14 protein-coding genes are annotated in these 19,541 nt (G+C 66.7%); 6 read left to right on the forward strand and 8 right to left on the reverse strand.

Features of this window, described 5'->3' with window-relative positions:
* Positions 1-210: 210 nt before the first annotated feature.
* On the reverse strand, positions 211-1,074 hold the full coding sequence (gene purU / locus ACW5CM_RS14630) for a formyltetrahydrofolate deformylase (RefSeq protein WP_438254223.1): 864 nt from the start codon (positions 1,072-1,074) through the stop codon (positions 211-213).
* Between the two features lie 95 nt (positions 1,075-1,169).
* On the opposite strand from purU, the gene ACW5CM_RS14635 reads away from it, so the two are divergent.
* The 3 genes from ACW5CM_RS14635 (at position 1,170) to ACW5CM_RS14645 (ending at position 5,448) form a co-directional block, all read left to right on the forward strand.
* The gene (locus ACW5CM_RS14635) at positions 1,170-2,378 is read left to right on the forward strand and encodes a cation:proton antiporter (protein ID WP_439256281.1); all 1,209 of its coding nucleotides are present in this window, start codon (positions 1,170-1,172) and stop codon (positions 2,376-2,378) included.
* Positions 2,375-2,833: a glutaminase gene (locus tag ACW5CM_RS14640; protein ID WP_457125447.1), complete on the forward strand. Its 459-nt coding sequence runs from the start codon at positions 2,375-2,377 to the stop codon at positions 2,831-2,833. Before ACW5CM_RS14635 ends, ACW5CM_RS14640 begins: the two co-directional genes overlap by 4 nt.
* Positions 2,834-2,907: 74 nt before the next feature.
* Positions 2,908-5,448, forward strand: coding sequence for an ATP-dependent Clp protease ATP-binding subunit (locus tag ACW5CM_RS14645; RefSeq protein ID WP_457125448.1), 2,541 nt, complete (start codon positions 2,908-2,910; stop codon positions 5,446-5,448).
* 13 nt (positions 5,449-5,461) lie between these two features.
* On the opposite strand, the gene ACW5CM_RS14650 is transcribed toward ACW5CM_RS14645, so the two are convergent.
* From ACW5CM_RS14650 to ACW5CM_RS14660, 3 genes are read right to left on the reverse strand one after another with little or no spacing between them, the layout of a single operon-like run.
* Complete coding sequence (locus ACW5CM_RS14650; RefSeq protein ID WP_457125449.1) at positions 5,462-6,178, reverse strand: glutamine amidotransferase-related protein; 717 nt, start codon at positions 6,176-6,178, stop codon at positions 5,462-5,464.
* Positions 6,178-7,917, reverse strand: coding sequence for an alkaline phosphatase family protein (locus ACW5CM_RS14655; protein ID WP_457125450.1), 1,740 nt, complete (start codon positions 7,915-7,917; stop codon positions 6,178-6,180). Before ACW5CM_RS14655 ends, ACW5CM_RS14650 begins: the two co-directional genes overlap by 1 nt.
* Before the next feature lie 20 nt (positions 7,918-7,937).
* Positions 7,938-8,660, reverse strand: a complete 723-nt coding sequence (locus ACW5CM_RS14660) for a LysR substrate-binding domain-containing protein (protein ID WP_438254232.1) — start codon at positions 8,658-8,660, stop codon at positions 7,938-7,940.
* A gap of 162 nt (positions 8,661-8,822) precedes the next feature.
* Between ACW5CM_RS14660 and phnD the strand changes: the two genes are divergently transcribed.
* Genes phnD through ACW5CM_RS14675 form a run of 3 tightly spaced genes read left to right on the forward strand, consistent with a single transcriptional unit; the run spans position 8,823 to position 12,535 of the window.
* Positions 8,823-9,773 carry a phosphate/phosphite/phosphonate ABC transporter substrate-binding protein gene (gene phnD / locus ACW5CM_RS14665; protein WP_438254234.1) on the forward strand — a complete coding sequence of 317 codons (951 nt, stop codon included), beginning with the start codon at positions 8,823-8,825 and terminating at the stop codon, positions 9,771-9,773.
* 39 nt (positions 9,774-9,812) lie between these two features.
* A complete protein-coding gene (phnC, locus tag ACW5CM_RS14670) occupies positions 9,813-10,709 on the forward strand; it encodes a phosphonate ABC transporter ATP-binding protein (RefSeq protein WP_438254236.1) in 897 nt (298 codons plus the stop codon).
* Entirely contained in the window at positions 10,706-12,535 is a 1,830-nt protein-coding gene (locus tag ACW5CM_RS14675) for a PhnE/PtxC family ABC transporter permease (RefSeq protein WP_457125451.1), read from the forward strand. The genes phnC and ACW5CM_RS14675 overlap by 4 nt, the downstream gene beginning before the upstream one ends.
* Positions 12,536-12,617: 82 nt before the next feature.
* On the opposite strand, the gene ACW5CM_RS14680 is transcribed toward ACW5CM_RS14675, so the two are convergent.
* The 4 genes from ACW5CM_RS14680 to ACW5CM_RS14695 all read right to left on the reverse strand — a co-directional run bounded on the left by ACW5CM_RS14680 (position 12,618) and on the right by ACW5CM_RS14695 (position 19,466).
* Positions 12,618-13,025, reverse strand: coding sequence for a transferase (locus ACW5CM_RS14680; protein ID WP_438254240.1), 408 nt, complete (start codon positions 13,023-13,025; stop codon positions 12,618-12,620).
* 80 nt (positions 13,026-13,105) lie between these two features.
* Positions 13,106-13,879: a DNA-formamidopyrimidine glycosylase family protein gene (locus ACW5CM_RS14685; protein ID WP_457125452.1), complete on the reverse strand. Its 774-nt coding sequence runs from the start codon at positions 13,877-13,879 to the stop codon at positions 13,106-13,108.
* Complete coding sequence (locus ACW5CM_RS14690) at positions 13,872-14,711, reverse strand: EI24 domain-containing protein (protein ID WP_457125453.1); 840 nt, start codon at positions 14,709-14,711, stop codon at positions 13,872-13,874. The genes ACW5CM_RS14685 and ACW5CM_RS14690 overlap by 8 nt, the downstream gene beginning before the upstream one ends.
* Positions 14,712-14,765: 54 nt before the next feature.
* Positions 14,766-19,466: an Lhr family ATP-dependent helicase gene (locus tag ACW5CM_RS14695; RefSeq protein WP_457125454.1), complete on the reverse strand. Its 4,701-nt coding sequence runs from the start codon at positions 19,464-19,466 to the stop codon at positions 14,766-14,768.
* Positions 19,467-19,541 lie beyond the last annotated feature (75 nt).

Here is a 19,541-nt window from a genome sequence, read left to right on the forward strand (position 1 = left end):
ACTCAGCGGAAACAACGTGACCATGAACAGCTCCTTCAATCAGAGCGTTGCTCCCACCATATGAATCCGCCTGGGTTTTAGCGACACGAAGTGCGACCGGAGCGGGAAGGGGGCGACACTCCAGCGCTCCCGTCGCAATTGGTGCTGTTAAAAGTGGGTTTTAACGACACAAAGTGCGACCGAAGCGGGTGGCGCGGGTAGCGCGAAGCGCTACAGAATCACGGTCGAGCGGCCGTGCACGATCACGCGGTCCTCGGCGTGCCACTGCACAGCACGCGCGAGCACCAGCCGCTCGACGTCGGCGCCGCGGCTCTGCAGCTCGGCGGCCGAGTCGGAGTGCGTGGCACGTGTGACGTCCTGCTCGATGATCGGGCCCTCATCGAGGTCGGCCGTCGCGTAGTGCGCGGTCGCACCGATCAGCTTCACGCCCCGCTCTTTCGCGCGTGCGTACGGGTTCGCGCCGATGAACGCCGGCAGGAACGAGTGGTGGATGTTGATCACCGGAGCGCCGACCTGCTCGATGAAGTCGTCGGTGAGGATCTGCATGTACCGCGCAAGCACGACCAGGTCGACGTTGCCGCGCAGCAGGTCGAGCTGACGCTGCTCCATCAGAGCCTTCGCCTCGGCGCCGGAGCCGGAGGGAATGTGCACGAACGGCACACCGAAAGTGCGCACGGACTCGGCGAGATCGGGGTGGTTGGAGATGACCATCGTGATGTCGACGTCGAGCTGACCACGCTGGGTGCGCCACAGCAGCTCCATCAGGCAGTGGTCGTACTTCGACACGAAGATCGCCACGCGCTTGCGCTTGGCCACGTCATGCAGCGACCACTCCATGCCGAACCGCTCGCCGACATCGCCGAGATCGGCTTCGAGCGCGAGGCGTGCGGCCGAGAGGCCGGGCAGGTGAATCACCGTTCGCTGGAAGAAGCGTCCGTCCTCGGCATCGGTGGAGTGCTGATCGAGCGAGATGATGTTCGCGCCGTGCTCAGCCAACACGTTGGCGACGGCGGCGACGATGCCGGGCTGGTCATCACAGGCGATGAGCAGACGTGCGGTATCGGGTTGAGACATGGATGCTCCTTGCAGAAGTTCTGTGTCGATTCTGCCCCGTTCATCCGGGGCTGGCGAATCGAGCGCGCCGACCGCAGTGCCGATACTCTGAGCGAGTGAACGCGAGCGAGGCCGGACTGGTGCTGATACCGCTGCTGGCGGTTGCCGCGCCCTTGCTGGCCCGCGGCATCCGCCCGGCGCTGCGCGTGCCCATCATCGTGTTCGAACTGCTCCTAGGCATCCTGTTCGGGCCCGCAGTACTCGGCTGGGTCGAATCGGGTGTCGTGCTCGACAGGCTCAGTGACTTCGGCCTCGCGATGCTGTTCTTCATGGCGGGCGCCGAGATCGACTTCCGCGCTGTCTCCGGTCGTCCGCTGCTGCGTGCTTCGCTCGGATGGCTGCTCAGCCTGCTGCTCGGCATCGGTGTCGGATTCCTCATCGCGCCCGATGAGGGCATGGTCGTGATCGGCATCGCGCTCAGCTCGACGGCGCTGGGCACGCTCATGCCGATCCTGCGTGACGCGCGTGAGCTGGATACGCCGTTCGGTCGGGTCATCTCCGCGATCGGCGCGGTGGGGGAGTTTCTGCCGCTGATCGCGATCTCTATCTTCCTCAGCACCCGCAGAGCGCCGATCGCCGCCGCGGTCCTGCTGGCTTTCGTCATTCTCGCCGCGGTCGTGGTGCTGCTCGCCCATCGCGCGCCGCACGGGCGTCTGCACGAATTCATTCGGGCCACGCTGCACACATCCGACCAGTTCGGTGTGCGATTCGTGCTGCTGCTGATCTCCGCCCTGGTCGCGCTCAGCGTCCTGTTCGATCTGGACATGCTGCTGGGCGCATTCGTCGCCGGCGCTGTCTGGCGCATCATCATGGCGAGGGCGCCGAAGCCGGATGCCGAAGCTATCGAGAGCAAACTCGAGGCGATCGCGTTCGGGTTCCTCGTGCCGGTCTTCTTCATCTATACCGGCGTCACCTTCGATCTCGCATCGCTCACCGCCTCACCTCTCGCACTTGTCCTGGTACCGGTGTTCCTGATCGCGCTGCTGGTGATCCGGGGCAGTGCCGCACAGTTCTCGGCACCGTCGGACGCCGGTGGCAAAGACCGCATGTCGATCGCGATGCTGGCTGCCACCGGACTGCCGATCATCGTGGCGGTGACCGCGATCGGCGTGAACGAGAAGATCTTGGACCCGGCGATCGCCGCGGCGCTGGTGGGCGCGGGAATGCTGTCGGTGTTGATCTACCCGCTGATCGCGATGACGCTGCGCGGTGACCGCGAGCGGTTGGATGCTATCGAGCAGGACCAGCCGCAGGGAGAATTGTGACCGCTTCGGAGATGCTGTCCGCCGCACGCGCCGCGCTCGCGGATGTGTCCAAGGAAGGCCTCGGCGAAGAACGCTCGTCCCGCTGGCGCGGGGATCGGATCGTTCGCGTCGGCGAGGCATGGCACGTCGGCGTGCTGCTGCTCACCGATGATCGCGTGCTCGCTACCGCCGAGATCCTGCGCGCCGCAGATCCCGGGCGTCGTGGCTATACGGCCGAGTCGGCGCGCGAGCGTGCTGCGCGTCGACAGATGGCGCTGCGTGGTGGTTTCGCTGAGGGGGAGGTCGTCCACGTCGGCTGGTCGGTCATTGATGTGAATGTGGTGGATGCCGGCGGCTCATCCGGCCCGCTCGCATCGGTGGATGCCATCCCGCACGTGCGATGGTCTCCGACGGGTGCGTACATGCCGCTGGACGCCTATCTCCGCGAACGCATCGAGCTGATGCGCAGCCTCTGACACTCGTCGGGAATACTTGCGTCCTCCGCGCGTTTAACTTGAGTGAACTGCACTCAACTTTCAGGAGAACGCACATGCCCAACGACTTCAGCGACACCGGCGCGGACTCGTTCGATGAGTTCCTCGCTCGTTATCTCGCGGGCGATCGAGCCCGTCAGACGCGATCGATCGACCTCAGCCGGTTCCTCACCGCGCGCACGCAGCAGATTCTGCAGAGCGCGGGCCGTTTTGCTCTGGAACGCGGACAGACCGAGATCGATGCCCTGCACATCCTGCGCAAGATCGTCGAGGACACCGCCGTCGCGCAGGCGATCGAGCGCATCGGGGTGACCCCGCAGCAGATCATTGACGCTGTCGAGACCCGGTTGCCATCGCCCGCCGAGCGCGCCGGAGTGGATGCTGCGACGATCACTCCGAGCGCTTCTCGTGCGCTCTTCCACGCGTATCAGGTGGCCCGCTCTTCCGGCGCGACATACATCGAGCCCGTGCACCTCTTCTTCGCGCTCGTGCTCGGCCAGGACGTGCCGGCAGGTCAGGTTCTCGCACAGATCGGCGTGACGGCGGATGCCCTTACCGAGGGCGTCCGTGAGCACGTCGATGCACCGGTGGGCGGCGATGCCGCGCAGACCGGCGACGCGGCATCCGACTCGCCCATGCTCGACAAGTACGGCATCGACCTGACCGCGCGCGCCCGCGAAGGCGCTCTCGACCCGGTGATCGGCCGCAGCGAGGAGATCGAGCAGACCATTGAGATCCTCAGCCGCCGGACGAAGAACAACCCCGTCCTGATCGGCGAGGCCGGTGTCGGCAAGACGGCGATCGTCGACGGCATCGCACAGGCAATCGTCGACGGCACCGTTCCCGCCCAGCTCGAGGGGCGCCGGGTGATTTCCCTCGATCTGCCCGGCATGCTCGCCGGAGCCCGCTACCGCGGTGATTTTGAGGAGCGTCTGACCAAGACCATGGATGAGATCGCCGCCCGCAAGGATGCGGTGATCGTGTTCATCGACGAGGTGCACACCGTCGTCGGCGCCGGCGGATCGGGAGAGGGCGGAATGGATGCGGGCAACATCCTCAAGCCGCGCCTCGCTCGTGGAGACCTGCACATGGTCGGCGCTACGACGCTCAAGGAGTACCGCCAGATCGAGAAAGATCCGGCGCTGGAGCGCCGCTTCCAGCCGGTGAAGGTGGACGAGCCGAGCATCGAGGACGCCGTGCGCATCCTCGAGGGCCTCGCAGACGCGTACCAGGATCACCACCGCGTGACCTACACGGATGCCGCGCTGCGCGCTGCCGTGACGATGAGCGCGCGTTACCTGCCCGAGCGTGTTCTGCCGGATAAAGCGATCGATCTGATCGATCAGGCCGGTGCGCGGCTGCGGCTGAAGCTGGGCCTGCCCGAGGACACCTCCGCGCTGATGGCAGAGCTCGCCGACCTCGAGGCACAGAAGAACGCGGCCGTTGCGGCTGAGCACTATGAGGAGGCATCGCGGCTGCGCGATGAGATGGTTCAGGCTCAAGCGCGGATCGACGCGGTCGAATCCGGGCACTCGGCTGACGGTCCGGCGATCGTCGATGAGCGCGAGATCGCCGAGGTGATCGCGCGGGCGACCGGTATCCCGGCCAGCCGCCTCACCGAGGGTGAGCGTGAGCGTCTCGCCGACCTGGAGAGCGACCTGCATGCGCGGGTGATCGGTCAGGATGACGCTGTCGCCGCCGTGGCACGTGCCGTCCGTCGCAGCCGCACCGGCATGGGCGATGCCCGCCGACCGGTCGGTTCGTTCCTCTTCCTCGGACCGACGGGTGTGGGCAAGACGGAGCTTGCGAAGGCTCTCGCTGACCGTCTGTTCGACGACGAGAGTGCGGTGATCCGCTTCGACATGAGCGAGTTCGGTGAACGTCACACGGTGTCGCGGCTCGTCGGTGCCCCTCCCGGATACGTCGGCTACGACGAGGCGGGACAGCTGACCGAACGGGTGCGGCGCAATCCGTACTCGATCGTGCTGTTCGATGAGATCGAGAAGGCGCACCCCGACGTGTTCAACCTGCTGCTGCAGGTGCTCGATGACGGACGCCTCACCGATGGTCAGGGGCGCACCGTCGACTTCCGAAACACGGTGATCGTGATGACCTCGAACATCGGCAGCGAGTTCCTCGCCTCACGCTCGGGTGCGCTCGGTTTCGTCTCATCGCAGGATGCCTCGGCAAACGGCTTCGCATCGATGAAGGATCTCCGCGATCGCGTGATGGGAAAGCTCCGTGAGGCGATGCGACCGGAGTTCCTCAACCGCATCGACGAGATCGTCCTGTTCCAGAAGCTGACTCGCGATGAGTTGGTGCCCATCGTGCGGTTGCTTCTCAGCGCGAGCTCGGCCCGTCTGGCTGAGCGGGATATGCGTCTGCACGTGACGGATGCCGCGGTTGAATGGCTCGGCGAGCACGGCTACGAACCGGAGTTCGGTGCTCGTCCGCTGCGCCGCCTGATCCAGCGGGAAGTCGATGATCGCATCGCCGATCTGTTGGTCAGCGGCGCTCTGGACGATGGTGGCGATGTGCATGTGGATGCTGACGAGAACGGCCTCATCGTGAAGGCGGCCGTGCTCCAGGAGGTGTGACGGAACCTCGTCGTCAGCCGAACGTTAGCGCGAACCTGCGCAGCAGATCCTCGCCACCCACATCCTGGGCGGCGAGGATCTCTGCTTTCACCGCGTCGAATTCGGCAGCATCAAAATAGCCGTTGTTTCGGTAGAACGTCATGCGGTTCGCGAAGTCCTGCGGACTCGGCTCGGGGTGGAACTGCGTCGCATACAGCTGCGTTCCCACCCGGTACGCCTGTACCGCGCAGGCGGCGTTGGTCGCGAGAAGCGTCGCACCGGGCGGGACGGCCACCGCGCTCTCTTTGTGCGCGGTGAAGACGGTCAGCGCGGGTGCGCTCGGTCCGAAGAGCGGGTCGGATGCGGCCTCATCGGTGGTGCGGATCTCGGATGCGCGCGTGGATTCGGGCCGCTCGAGCGTGAGCGCACCGCCGAGCAGCCGGGTGACGACGCCGATGCCGTAGCAGGTGAACATCGCGGCGGCTTCTCCGGACAGCGCGCGAGCGGCGATGCGCTCGAGGTCGGCTTCGACGCGCTGCTGCAACGGCGTCTTCACAGCATCCGTCACGTTGAACGGTGAGCCGCCGATGACGAAACTATCGTGGCGGCTGAGCAGCTCATCGGTGAGTGGATCGGAGATGAGGTCGAGCTGATCGAGCGCTGCGACGCCGAGCCCGCGCTGGAACGACACATGCTCGGCGTCGGCGGCGCCGCGTTCCGGGCGCACGCAGACGTAGAGGATCGACGCCATCAGTTCGGGCCCATCACTCCGGTACCGTGCTTGTGCAGTAGTTCATACGCCTCGGCGTAGGTCTCTGGCTCCGGGGCATCCGAATCTCCGAACCTCGCCTGCAACAGCCCGATGAGTCCGCGCGCGGGCGGGCTGAGCGGCTTGTCCTTGTGCACGTGGGCAGGATGCGGCGGTGCCTCCTGCGGGTTGGCGGGCACCCACTGCGGCATGGTCTCCGGCCAGTCATCGGGATGCCGCGGTTCGGTGAGGTTCACGATCGACAACAGATCGTTCGCCCCGGCGTCGCGGTGAGTCAGGGGCTCGAGGCCGTGCAGTTCGCTGAGCGTCTTGATGACAGCGCCGTGGTGCATCTCGTCGTTGATGATCGTGCCGCGACGGGTGTACGCCGACACGGCGATGGCGGGAACGCGGCATCCGAGTCGGTCGAATCCGAAGCCCATCTCGCCGGGTTCCTGATCCGTATACGGGGGCTGGGCGGCAGGAGGTGCGGCATGGTCGTAGGTTCCGCCGTGCTCGTCGAAGGTGATCAGCAGCATCGTGTTGACCGCGTTCGAACCCTTCGGCGTGCGCGAGTTCTTGACCGCCGTGTAGATCTCGTGGATGAGTGCCTCACCGGCGCGCACGTCCGAGATCGCGCTGTCGACGACCTCGACGACGTCGATCTTGCTCCCGCGCAGCTTGCCGAACGGCGGATGGAAGTCGTTGTGGTTGAACGTCATCCGGGGTTCGATGAATGCGTACGCCGGCAGGGTGCCGTTTGCCGTGTCGGCGTAGAACTGGTCCATCGTGGCGAAATGTTCGCTCTTCCAGAAGCGCTGCAGCGCCGGTGCGTGCAGAAAGCCGGTGTATGAGACGAGTTGCAATTCGTCGTAGTAGATCTTCCAGCTGAGACCGGCATCCTCGAGGCGGTTGAAGATCGTCGGGATCTCATCGGCATCGATCCACTTGTCGTAGCCGCCGCCGTGCTTGTTGGTGACGAATCCATGCGAGGACGAGGCATGAAAGAACGATCTGTTGCAGAACGTCTGCGATGGCACGGCCGCGAACCAATTGTCGAAGACAGCGAACTCTTTCGCCAGCGTCGACAGCACCGGCAGCATCTGCGGGGAGAAGCCGCCCATGATGTTCTGCAGCTGATCTGTGCTCGGCTTCTTGCCGTTTTGGAGCCGGCGATAGTTGATGAAGTAGTCCTGCACGAATCCGCCGTTGGTCGGCTTCGCGCCACGGGGCGGGGTGTTGTACGGGGACGACATCTCCTCGACCCACAGGTGCTCGTTCTCTCCCGGGGCGACGTGCTCGAAGAGCTGGGTGTTGACGTGCGGGAACTCCTCGCCCGGGTCGGGATTCGGGTAGCCCATCACGTCATCCGTCGGGCCGTCGTACACGTGGGCGGGAATCACGGTGCCGTCGGGTGCGACGTTCGAGTAGTCCCCGAACGCGATCCCGTCGAAGCTCTGCCCCTCGGGCAGATCATCGGGGGTGTACAGGTGGCCGAGCAGGTTGTCGAAGGAGCGGTTCTCGCCCATGACGACGACGATGTGGTCGAAGCCGGGTGCCGATCGCGGCTCAAGCGCGTCGAAATGGCTGTCACCAGCGGCGAAACCGGCACGATATCCGGATGCTGCGCCGATAGCCGCACCGGCAGCACCACCGGCGGCAGCACCGAGAGCAGCCGCGCCGCCAATCTTGAAGAACTGCCGCCGGGAAGCATCCTTGGGGCCGTTGCGATCGCTGGACATGCAGATAAATCTATCGCCGGTCAGCGGGAGGAGTTTGCCGTGCGTCCGCGCACGATCCCGACGAACGCCTCGACGTCTTCGGTCGTCCGCTCGCGGGGCCAGGCGAGTGCGACGGTGGAAACCGGTCCGTCGACGAGCGGGCGGTAATCGGCATCCTTGCGCTGGTGCATCCGCGCGAGCGACATTGGCACGATGACGATGCCGACACCGGATGCGGCCGTCGCGATCGCTTCTCCGGTGGTGGGAAGCGGCGCGAAGCGCGGGGTCTGGATGCCGGGAATATCCAGCGGCCCGAGCACGTCGTCCAGCGGCGTGATGAGCACTTCGTCGGCGAGGTCAGCGGCGGTGAGCTCATCGGCTGCCAGAAGGTGCGATTCGATGGATGCCACGACCACCGCGAGCTCGTCGTAAAGAGGAATGAGGTGCAGGCTCTCATCGGTCAGCGGCAGGCGGATGAGGGCAGCATCCAACTCATCGAGGGCTGAGCGCTGCGTTTCCGCCTCGATCGGGACGAGTTCGAGCGTGACATGGGGCATCCGCTTCTTCCACGTGTCGATCCACTTGCCCGGTGTCGCACCCGCAACCGCTCCGAGGCGGAACGTGCGCGGTTCGGGGGCCGGGGGCGGCGGCGGTGCGGGCTGCTTCTTCGCGACTTTCTGCGGATGCTTCGCCGGCTGCCGCTTCGTCGATCGAGCGGGTCCGCCCAATGACGCGCGAGAGCGTGATCTGCCGGAATGTGCCATGGGTTCAGCGTACTCGCGGCTGCTCGCGCTCGCGGAATTCACGACTCGTTCACGCAGCCGTCAGAAGCGCGCCGCGCTGCGGTCGCCTGCGGAGCTTTAGCTGTTCGACATCGGCTGTCCCGCCGAGAAAACCCATGCACCCACGCCTGCGAAAGGTTCCCCATGCAGTCAACTCTGAAGCGCGGTCTCGCGATCGCCGCCGGTCTCACCCTCGCCTTCGGTCTTGCCGCCTGTGCCGCTGACCCGGCTGATTCCGCAACCGGCGGAGAAGCAACCGGCGGTGAGAGCGCGGAAGGCACGTTCGCCTCCGGCGACTCCGACACCCTTGTTTTCGCTGTTCTCCCCGACCACGAGGGCGCCGACCAGGACGCCCAGCCGATCGCCGACTGGATCGCTGAGATCACCGGTAAGAAGGTCGACTTCTTCCAGGCGACCGACTACACCGCCGTCGTGCAGGGGCTCGCCGCCAACCAGATCGACATCGCACAGATCTCGGCGTTCACCTACTACCAGTCGCAGAACGCCGGCGCTGACATCGAGCCCATCGGTGCGCAGATCACCCAGGATGGCGCTGAGCCCGGATACTTCTCGGTCGCTGTCGCGAACCCGGAATCCGGAATCACCTCACTCGCGGACTTCGCCGACCAGCCGGTCTGCTTCGTCAACCCGACCTCCACCTCCGGCTTCGCCGTTCCCATGGGCGGCCTGCTGGATGTCGGGGTCACCGTCCCCGCGAACGACCGCGTCTTCGGTGAGGCTCACGACCTCAACGCGAAGAAGGTCGCCGAGGGTGTCGACTGCCAGGTCGGCTTCGCACAGGACCTCGACGCCCAGCCGCTCATCGACTCCGGCGAGCTCGTCGAGGTCGAGAGCGTGCAGGTTCCGGCTGCGCCGATCGTTCTGCAGGCGGGCCTCCCGCAGGAAGTCAAGGACCAGCTCTTCGACGCGCTTGCCGACAGCACCCAGTCCGACCTGACCGACTCTGGCGTTGAGCTCAACGAGTTCCTCACCGATGGCTGGTTCGGCTTCGGCGCAGTGGACGACTCGTACTACGACCTCATCCGCACCCTGTGCGATGAGATCGCAGACGAGGTCGAGGCCTGCCGCGCCTGATCCCGGTTCCCGACGCACTGACAATCCAGGAGTAAACAGATGACGTACAGCGACACCCCCGCCGTCCAGATCGCAGATCTGGGTAAGACATATCCCGGAGCCGGAAAACCAGCTCTGTCGGGGGTGTCGCTGGCCGTCGATCCCGGAGAGATCGTCGTGCTCCTGGGCCTGTCCGGTTCAGGGAAATCGACGCTGCTGCGTCACATCAACGCGCTGGAGACTCCCACCACCGGTGCGGTCGAGTCTCTCGGCCAGACCATCTCCGCCCTGCGCGGGTCCGAGCTTCGGGCGCTGCGCGGGCGTATCGCCTTCATCTTCCAGCAGTTCGAGCTGGTCGGTGCCCTGACTGTGCTGGAAAACGTGCTCACCGGTGGCCTGTCCACGCTGCGCGGCCCGCGCGTCGGCATCCGCACCTACCCGCGCTCCATGCGCGAGAAGGCACTCGGACACCTGGAGCGGGTCGGCCTGCTCGATTTCGCATACCAGCGCGCCGACAATCTCTCCGGTGGTCAGCAGCAGCGCGTCGCCATTGCGCGCGCGCTGATGCAGGACCCGGAGATCCTGCTCGCCGACGAGCCGGTGGCATCCCTCGATCCCGAATCCAGCAGCCAGGTCATGGCGCTGATCCGCGAGATCGCCGCGGAGCGCTCGCTGACGGTGATCTGCTCCCTGCACCAGGTCGACCTCGCACTCAGCTGGGGTGACCGCATCATCGGATTGCGCAACGGCGCCGTCGTCCTCGACACCAGCACCGACGACCTGACGCGCGAAGAAGTGATGGAGATCTACGGTCGGGTTGCCACTACTACCCGCGAGATCCATGCGCTGGACGACGAGCTCGCGGAGGCCCGCGAGCAGGTGCTCAGCCGCGAGCTGTACCGTGCTGCCGCCCGCGAGCGCCTCGCCGAGGACTTCGCCAACGAGGAACCGGCATGACCGCACTTGCTCCACGCACGATCGAGTCACCGACCGCCCCGCGTGCAGCATCCGTGCCGCGGCCGGCTCCGCGTCTGTCCGCGATCGTCTCGTACGGCACCATCATCGCGATCCTTGCCCTCGGTGTGTGGTCGTTCATCGGCCTCGATTACTCGTTGAAGAGCCTCGACGTCACCGCCGGGAACATCAGCCGATTCCTCACCATGGCGACACCCATGCAGTGGCCGGGCTGGGAGGTCGCCGGCGAGCGGCAGGCAGACGGCACGACGGTGTTCGTCACCACCTGGGTCGGGTTCGAGCCGATCTGGGACATGTTCCTCACGATCGTCATCACCCTCTCCCTGGTGATCGCGGGTACGGCGCTTGCTGCGGTGCTTTCGGTTCCGGTGGCGTACGGCGCCGCGCGGAACACGACCCCGAACTCCGCCGTGATGGCGCTGTGCCGTGCGATCGGCGTGATCGCCCGCGCGATTCCCGACGTCGTCTTCGTCGTGGTCCTCGCCTTCCTCTGGTTCAACTCCGGAACACTCCCCGCGATCGTCGCGATCGGTCTGCATTCGGTGGGCATGATCTCCAAGATGTTCGCGGATGCCATTGAGCAGATCGATGAGGGACCGAGGCTCGCGATCCGCGCGGCTGGCGGTTCGAAGTCGCAGGAGTTCTGGTCGGGGGTCGTGCCGCAGGTGCTGCCCGCCTGGGTCGCTGTGACGCTGCACCGCGCCGACATCAACCTGCGTGCGACGGTCATCCTCGGCGTCGTGGGCGTCGTTGGCATCGGCTACGAGCTCAACGGAGCGCTGCACGGCGGGCCTGCGGGCATGCGTCGAGTGATCCCGCTGGTGGTCATCATCATCGCCCTGTGTGTGGCTTTCGAGATCGTCTCGTCGCTGCTGCGCGCTCGCCTGTTGAACGTCCGTCCGACCGGGAAGGGCGTTGGTGACTCGGTTGCCCGTGCGGTGTCGCGCAAGCCGTCGGCATCCGCCGGCGTCACGAGCACGATCAAGACGCAGGATCGCAACGCCCGGATCGAAGCGGCCATGCACCGGCCGTGGGATCGGAGCCGCATCGGCAACACAGTGTGGGTGTGGGCCGGCATCCTCCTCGTCGTGGCAGCATTCCTTTACGCCGCGCCGGACGTGGCGAAGATGTTCGCCCCGTCATGGAGCGAACTGGTCAATCCCGAGCGCGACCGGGCGATCTGGCCGCCGCACTTCGGCAGCCGCAGCTGGGGCGACGTTCTGGCCGCGGTGGTCACGACCATTCAGATCGCGTTCGCAGCAACCCTGATGGCCACGATCATCTCGGCTGTCGTCGGGCCGCTGTCCGCCCGCAACGTCGCTCCGAACAGCTGGGTGCGCAATACGTTCCGGGGCATCGCCCTCGTCATTCGTGCGATCCCGGACCTGGTCATCGCGATCCTGTTCATCATCGCAGCCGGCATCGGGCCGCAGGCCGGTGCGCTCGCGCTGGGTATCGGCGGAGTGGGCCTGCTCGCAAAGCTCATCGGCGATTCGATGGAAGAGGTACCAGGCGGCCCCGAGCGGGCGCTGTTCGCCGCCGGTGGCACCCGCACTCAAGTGTTCTTCTCCTCCACCATGCCGATGTCTGTTCCCGCGATGGTCAGTCACCTGATGTACCTGCTCGAGCAGAACATCCGCTCGGCGACCCTGCTCGGCATCGTCGGTGCCGGCGGTATCGGCTTCCTGCTGCTGAACGCTCTGCAGGGCCGACACTTCGACGAAGTGCTGGCCTATGTGCTCGTCATCATCGCGATGGTGGTCGTGGTCGAGAGCGTGTCGATGCTCATTCGGCGGTCGCTGAAGTAGCCCGAAACGGTAATACCGCGCCGGGACTGTCACGATGGGTGGCAGTCCCGGCGCGGTATTCGTGCAGGTTCAGGTGAGGTGCTCAGGCAGCGAGCCAGAGGCCCCTGCGGTCGGTCGCGATGCGCAGGCCCGCGGCGACGGTCTCGTCGTCGCCGATGCGTGCTCCGCGGGCGATGCGTGCGCCCGCGCCGATCTCTGTGCGGACGCCGATGTGGGCGCCGTCGCCGACGGCAGCGCCAGCGCCGATGTGGGCGTGAGCGTCGATGTACGCGTTTTCGCCGATGCTGGCATCAGGTTCAACCCACGCTCCGCGCACGAGTATTGCTCCGGCGCCGATGCGCGCGCCGGGTTCGACATAGGCGCCGATTTCAACCACAGCCTGCGGATGCACCTTCGCGCCGTGCGCGACCAGTCCTCGACCATTGACATGCTTGCGGTAACGCAGTGCCTTGCCCTGGTCGTCTTCGATGTCGATGTAGTTCTTACCCAAGATTCCTCCCGTGTCCGGACACCTCCGGATATATCAACAACCACGGCGAGGCCCGATTCATTCCCGAATCGAGATGATGGCTACCTCTGGCAACGCGGGCACCAGAACGTCACCCGTTCGCGGGTCGCGTCGGCGCCCTGTTCGCCGCGCAGGATGAGTGTGCCACATCGGCGGCACGGACGATTCGCGCGACCGTACACCCAGGTCGTCTGGCCCCGCCGGTTCACCCCCGTGAAGGTGCGATCGAGCCGGTTCCGGTTGGCCTGGATCGTGCGCGCGCCCAGATCGAGCAGCGCTCGGGCGTCGACGTCAGATGCCGCCGTGGTGGGCAGGATTCCGCGCAGGAAGAGGAGCTCCGCTGCGTATTCGTTGCCGAAACCGGCGACGTTTCGCTGATCGAGCAGGGCGACATGGATGCTGCGGGCATCCGCGCCCACGCGCCGCGCCGCCGCTGCAGCATCCCAATCCTCGGCGAGGGGATCAGGGCCCAGATAGTCGACGAGCTGTCCCTCGTCGCGGGTTGAGACCAGCTCGATCTCGGCGAGGTCGACGCCGACAGCTTCGCACCGTGCGGTGCCGACGATCGCGCGCACCGGAAACGCCGGATGCCGCCACTTCTCGCCCGCGCTGTACACGAGCCAGGCGCCATCCATGCGCAGATGAGAATGCAGCGTGTGCTGACCGATGCGCATCAGCAGGTGCTTGCCGCGGGGAACTACGCTGTGCACGGATTCACCGGTGAGATCGGCGGTCGCGAAGGCAGGAACGCGCAGGTCGAATCGTGTGACGGTGTGCCCGGCGAGCGCGGTGTTCAGTCGCTGCGCGGCGCGAAAGACAGTGTCTCCCTCAGGCACTCGGGTGCTCCGGGTCTCTCGGCGCGTTCTGCGCCGTCATGGTGGCCGGAGGTGGCGCAATGGGTCGCTCCGGAGCCGTCGGGGCGGCCCATTGCGACACCTCCCGGCTGTCCTGCAGGCTGCGGGCGAGGATCGTGGAACCCGCGACAGCCGCCGGCATCGTGACGATCGCCCCGAGCGGCACCAGAAAACAGAGTTGGGTGGCGACACCGAAACCGATCACCCGTGCCCGTCCGCTGCCGAGCAGTTCGGAGCGTGTGTAGGTCGTGATCCCGCGGGCATCGAAGGCACGGGCGGTGAGCTCTCGTGCCAGCAACCGTCCGGAGAGGATGACACCGATGACCGAGGCGAGCACACCACCGACGAGCGGCATGAAACCGAGCAGCAGCGTCAACAGCGCGACCAGGATGCCCAGGACGACCAGCCGGATGCCCTCACCCACGGTGGTCCAGAAGCCGGTCTCGCCGCTGGGCTCTGGCCCGCCGAGCTCGCGCTCGACGCCGCGCCAGATGCGCTGGTAGAACGGATCCCCGATGGTCAGGGTGAGAGCGGTGAACACCGTCCCGGCAAGGGCGAGCGCGGCAATGAAGATCACGATGCCGAGGCCGACCCGCAGCAGTTCTCGCCATGGCGAGAGCCAACTGTCCGCGAACGGGGTGATCCAGTCGGTGATCGAGCCGAGCGTGAACCCGAGGGGGATGAGCGCGGCCACCAGCGCGACGAAGGCGATGAAGGCCGGAATGAGCCCGAGCGCAAGCAGCTTCGGGTGCGTGCGCCACATGCCGAACCCGCGAAGGAGGATGCGAACCCCGGCGAAGAATTCACGGATCAATAGGGGTACCTCGCCTGCAGGTTTGTGATGGGTCGCTCACTGGTCATCGTAACTTCACAGCGCCTTGCGCAGCGTGAACCCGCGTGGGGTGGGAACGAATCCGGCCTCTTGCAGAGCCAGCGCGAACGGTGTCGCATAGATCGCCTCACCGTTGATCTTCTCCACGGTGAGTGTCTCCAGCCGGCGGGCGCGCGAGGTTGCTACGAGATCGGATGCCGCGGCCCGCAGTACCTCCGGATCATCATCGAATGCGAGCACAGTGCGTCCACCGCGTTCGAGGTAGAGCACGAGCGAACCGTCGACAAGGACGACCAGCCCGCCCGCTTTGCGCCCGGGCCGGTGGGAGACGCCCTCTCGTCGCGGCCAGCCGAGCGCCGCGCCGTAGGGGTTGGCCGGGTCGGTCGCGGCGAGGGTGATGGCTTTCAGCGGGGGTGGGTCGGCGAGGGCTGCGAAGGTGCGCAGGCGGTCGACGGTGGCGGATGCTGCGAACTGCGCGACGCCGAGCTTCTCGATGACGTACCCGCGGCGGCAGTGTCCGGCCTCTTCGAACCCGGCGAGTATTCGGTACGCCTGGGCGAAGCCGCCGGGTACGCCCTCGGACTGCACGGCGCCTCGGGTGACGACCCCATAGCGGTCGAGTAGCAGCCCCGCGGTGACGGTTGCCCGGCACGCAGCATCCGTACTGGTCTGCGCTCCTGTGGTTGCAGGCAGGGCAGACCAGCGTCCGCCGGTGATCGTCGGACGCGGCGTCTGGCCGGAGAAAGAGACACCCCGGTAGGCGCGTGTGCGCGGCGCGCGGCGCACCGACTTGTGCGCCTGTGAACCGCCGGCGAGCAGCTGGCGCACGGGCGCGAAGGTGTCGTTCGTGATGCGGCTCGACCAGGTCAGATTCCAGAGGGCGTCGAGCACGGACTGCTCGTTTGGGGCTGAGGTCATGTCGCGCAACTGAGCTGCGAAGTAGGCGCCGCCGGCGCTGAGCGCCGCGAGCAGGTCGGCTTCGAGGGACTCCGACGCCGCGCCCTCTGGCTCGGGCAGTGTGAATGGGGCAAGGTCGGCGGGATGCAGCGACACCCACCCGTCACGCCCTGGCAACGTGCCATGCCCAGACCAGACGACTTCGCCGCTCGCGGTCAGTTCGTCCAGCAGCGCTGGTGTGTAGTCCCGCACTCGTGAGGGCAGCACCAGCGATTCCCAGGCGCTGGCGGGAATCGGCACCCCGGCGAACTGCTCGATGACGTTCAGCACGCCGTCGATGCCTTCGAGCGGACGATCCAGATGCTGCCACGCCGGAAGGAAGCGTGCGTAGGCCTCGGGGGAGACCGGCTCGACGCTGCCGCGGATCGCCGCAAGCGAGCGCATCCGCAGGCGGCGCAGCACTTCGGCATCGCACCATTCGGACTCCGACCCGGTGCCCGCCGCGTTCGGCAGAAAATAGCCGCTGGCGAGCCGTCCCGCCTGCTCGAGCCGTTGCAGAGTGTGGCGTGCGACGGCGCCACCGAGACCGAATCGAGCGGCGGCAGCATCCGTTGTGAACGGACCGTGCGTGCGGGCGAAGCGCGCGAGCAGATCACCGAGCGGATCGGCGACCGGCTCGAGGAAGGCGATCGGGATGCCCGTGGGCAGCGCCACACCGAGCGCGTCGCGCAGGCGCCCGGCATCCTCGATCGCGGCGACGCGCTGGATACCGGCGATGGTGACGGAGATGGCGCGGCGCGCGGCGATCAACGCGTCGAGGTGGGCAGATGCCTCCTGTGTGCCGGATCCCAGACGGTCGGGGCTCTGGTCGGAGTGTCGCCCGTCCGACACGCCGTCGACGGGTACCTCCGTCTGGGATTCGGAACCAGCCTCGGCGGGCTGCAGTCGTTCGGCGACCTCAGTGGCATCGAGAGGTCCGAGCAACCGGAGCAGATCGGCAACGCCCTCGAGCCCGCGCACGCGCCGTTCCGGGTCGAGCCGCTGGGCTTCGCGTTCGAACTGGGCGAGCACGTCCGGGTCGAGCAGTTCGCGCAGTTCGACCGTGCCGAGCAGCTCTCCCAGCAGTGCCGGGTCGACCGACAACGCCGCTGCCCGTCGTTCGGCCAGCGGCGAATCGCCCTCGTACATGAATGCGCCGACGTAGCCGAACAGCAGATCGCGCGCGTACGGGGAGGGCTGGGCGGGCTCGGTCTCGATGAGGCGGACGCGTCGCTCGGCAATCGACGTCGCGAGTCGGCGCAGCGAGGGGAGGTCGTAGACATCTTGCAGAACTTCGCGCAGCGTCTCGAGGATCACGGGGAAGGTCGGATGGCGGCGGGCCACCTCGAGCAACTGCGCGGAACGCTGTCGCTGCTGCCACAGCGGGGTGCGCTTATTCGGATTCATGCGCGGCATGAGCAGCGCACGCGCCGCGCACTCGCGAAAACGGGACGCGAACAGGGCTGATCCGCCGACCTCCTCGGTGACGACGTGCTCCAGCTCATCGGGTTCGAACACGAACAGTTCGGCGCCCGGCGGTTCGGCGTCAGCATCCGGGATCCGCACGATGATGCCATCGTCGCTGGCAACAGCAGAGCCATCGACGCCGAGCCGCTCGCGCACCCGGGCGTTGATCGCCAGCGCCCACGGCGCGTGCACCTTCATGCCGTATGGGGAATGAAGGATGACACGCCAGTCGCCGACCTCGTCGCGACCGCGCTCGACGGTCAGAGTTCGATCGGTGGGGAGGGTGCCGGTTGCCTCGCGCTGCTCGCTGAGATGCGCGAGCAGGTTGCGGCGCGCCTGCTCGTCCAGGCCCGCATCGATCAGGCGCTGGGCCGCCTTCTCTGGCGGGGCGGATGCTACTTCTCGGGAGAACGCACCGAGCGCCTCACCGAGTTCGAAGGGGCGGCCAATGCCGTCGCCGTGCCAGAACGGCACGCGTCCTGGCTGTCCGTAGGCCGGGATGACGTTGACGCGGTCGTGGGTGATCTCGGCGATTCGCCAACTCGTGGTGCCGAGGGTGAAGACGTCGCCGACGCGGGACTCGTAGACCATCTCCTCGTCGAGCTCACCGACTCGGCGTCCGGCTCCTTCGCCGGCGACGAAGACACCGAACAGGCCGCGGTCGGGGATTGTGCCGCCGCTGGTGACAGCGATGCGCTGTGCGCCAGGGCGGCCGGTGAGGGTGCCGGCATCTCGGTCCCAGACAAGTCGGGGGCGCAGCTCGGCGAACTCGTCGGAGGGGAACCGGCCGGCGAGCAGATCGAGCGTCGCCTCGTACGCCGAGCGCGGCAGCGTGTGGAACGGCGCGCTGCGGCGCACCGTCTCGAACCACTCCTCGACGCTGAGCGGGTCGAGCGCGCAGGCGGCGACGGTCTGCTGGGCGAGGATGTCGAGCGGATTGCGCGGCACGGCGATCGCCTCGATCTTGCCCGCCAGCATCCGTTCGGTGACGATCGCGGTGTGCAAAACGTCGCCGCGATGCTTCGGGAAGAGCGCGGCGCGGCTGATCTCGCCGACCTGGTGCCCCGCACGGCCGACGCGCTGCAGACCGGATGCCGCGGATGGTGGTGCCTCGACCTGGATGACGAGGTCGACCGCGCCCATGTCGATGCCGAGTTCGAGGCTGCTGGTTGCGACGACACAGCGCAGGATGCCGGATTTCAGTTCTTCTTCGACGAGAGCGCGCTGCTCTTTGGATACCGAGCCGTGGTGTGCCTTGGCGAGCACGGGATCGGCGCCCGCCGTGGACCCACCCTGTGCCATCATCGCGGCGGGCGGTGCCGTTGCCTCGGGAAGAGGCGCGCCGATGCGCTCCGCGTAGATCTCATTCAGTCGTCCGGTCAGTCGTTCCGCGAGACGACGCGAGTTCGAGAAGACGATTGTCGAGTTGTTCTCGAGGATGCGATCGACGATGGCCTCTTCGACGTGCGGCCAGACCGATCCGGTGACCTCCGTGTACTCGGCGGGATCATCGCCTGCGGCCGGCGTGCCGGGCGGTGGCGGCGGGTTCGTCATGTCGTCCATCGGGACCGTGACGCTGAGTTCGAACGTCTTCGATGCCTTCGGCGCCACGATCTCGACGGGCTCAGATCCGCCGAGGAATCGGGCGACCTCGTCGATGGGACGCACAGTCGCCGAAAGTCCGATGCGCTGTGCCGGTGGGGCATCCGGTCGATGCGAGCGCCGCAGCGAGTCGAGGCGTTCGAGACTGACCGCAAGGTGCGCACCGCGTTTGGTGGCGGCGACGGCGTGCACTTCGTCGATGATCACCGTGTGCACGTCGCGCAGCGTTTCACGAGCGCGGCTGGTGAGCATCAGGTACAACGACTCGGGTGTGGTGATCAGGATGTCTGGCGGATTCGCGACGAGTTTTCGCCGATCGCTGGAGGTGGTGTCGCCGGAACGGACGCCCACGCTCACTCCCGGAGCTTCGAGTCCCAGCCGTCGGGCGGACTGGCCGATCCCGACCAGGGGCGAGCGCAGGTTGCGCTCGACGTCGACGCCGAGCGCTTTCAACGGGGAGATGTACAGGATGCGCGTGTGGGCTTCGCCGTCGGCGGGGCCGGATGCCGGGGCATCCGCTGGCTTGTGAATTTGATGGGCACGGAAGACGCTGTCGATCGCCCAGAGGAATGCCGAGAGCGTCTTACCCGACCCGGTTGGGGCAACCACGAGCGCGTGCTTGCCCGCTGAGATTGCCTTCCATGCGCCGGTCTGCGCGGGAGTCGGCGCGCTGAAGGCACCTCGGAACCAGTCCTGGGTCGCCGGGGTGAAACGGTCGAGCACGTCGCTCATTCTTCAATCATCACCCGGGCCACAGACATTTGAATTCAGCGGTCTCGCCGACCGGTCACCCGCGCCGCATAGTTT

The organism is Microbacterium wangyouchuni, from assembly GCF_054072595.1.

What these genes read in the sequence shown, in the direction of transcription:
- ACW5CM_RS14645 (WP_457125448.1), top strand. Translation starts at nt 2,908, where the DNA reads ATGCCCAACGACTTCAGCGACACCGGCGCGGACTCGTTCGATGAGTTC.
- ACW5CM_RS14660 (WP_438254232.1), bottom strand. Translation starts at nt 8,660, where the DNA reads ATGGCACATTCCGGCAGATCACGCTCTCGCGCGTCATTGGGCGGACCC.
- ACW5CM_RS14675 (WP_457125451.1), top strand. Translation starts at nt 10,706, where the DNA reads ATGACCGCACTTGCTCCACGCACGATCGAGTCACCGACCGCCCCGCGT.
- phnD (WP_438254234.1), top strand. Translation starts at nt 8,823, where the DNA reads ATGCAGTCAACTCTGAAGCGCGGTCTCGCGATCGCCGCCGGTCTCACC.
- purU (WP_438254223.1), bottom strand. Translation starts at nt 1,074, where the DNA reads ATGTCTCAACCCGATACCGCACGTCTGCTCATCGCCTGTGATGACCAG.
- phnC (WP_438254236.1), top strand. Translation starts at nt 9,813, where the DNA reads ATGACGTACAGCGACACCCCCGCCGTCCAGATCGCAGATCTGGGTAAG.
- ACW5CM_RS14655 (WP_457125450.1), bottom strand. Translation starts at nt 7,917, where the DNA reads ATGTCCAGCGATCGCAACGGCCCCAAGGATGCTTCCCGGCGGCAGTTC.
- ACW5CM_RS14650 (WP_457125449.1), bottom strand. Translation starts at nt 6,178, where the DNA reads ATGGCGTCGATCCTCTACGTCTGCGTGCGCCCGGAACGCGGCGCCGCC.
- ACW5CM_RS14695 (WP_457125454.1), bottom strand. Translation starts at nt 19,466, where the DNA reads ATGAGCGACGTGCTCGACCGTTTCACCCCGGCGACCCAGGACTGGTTC.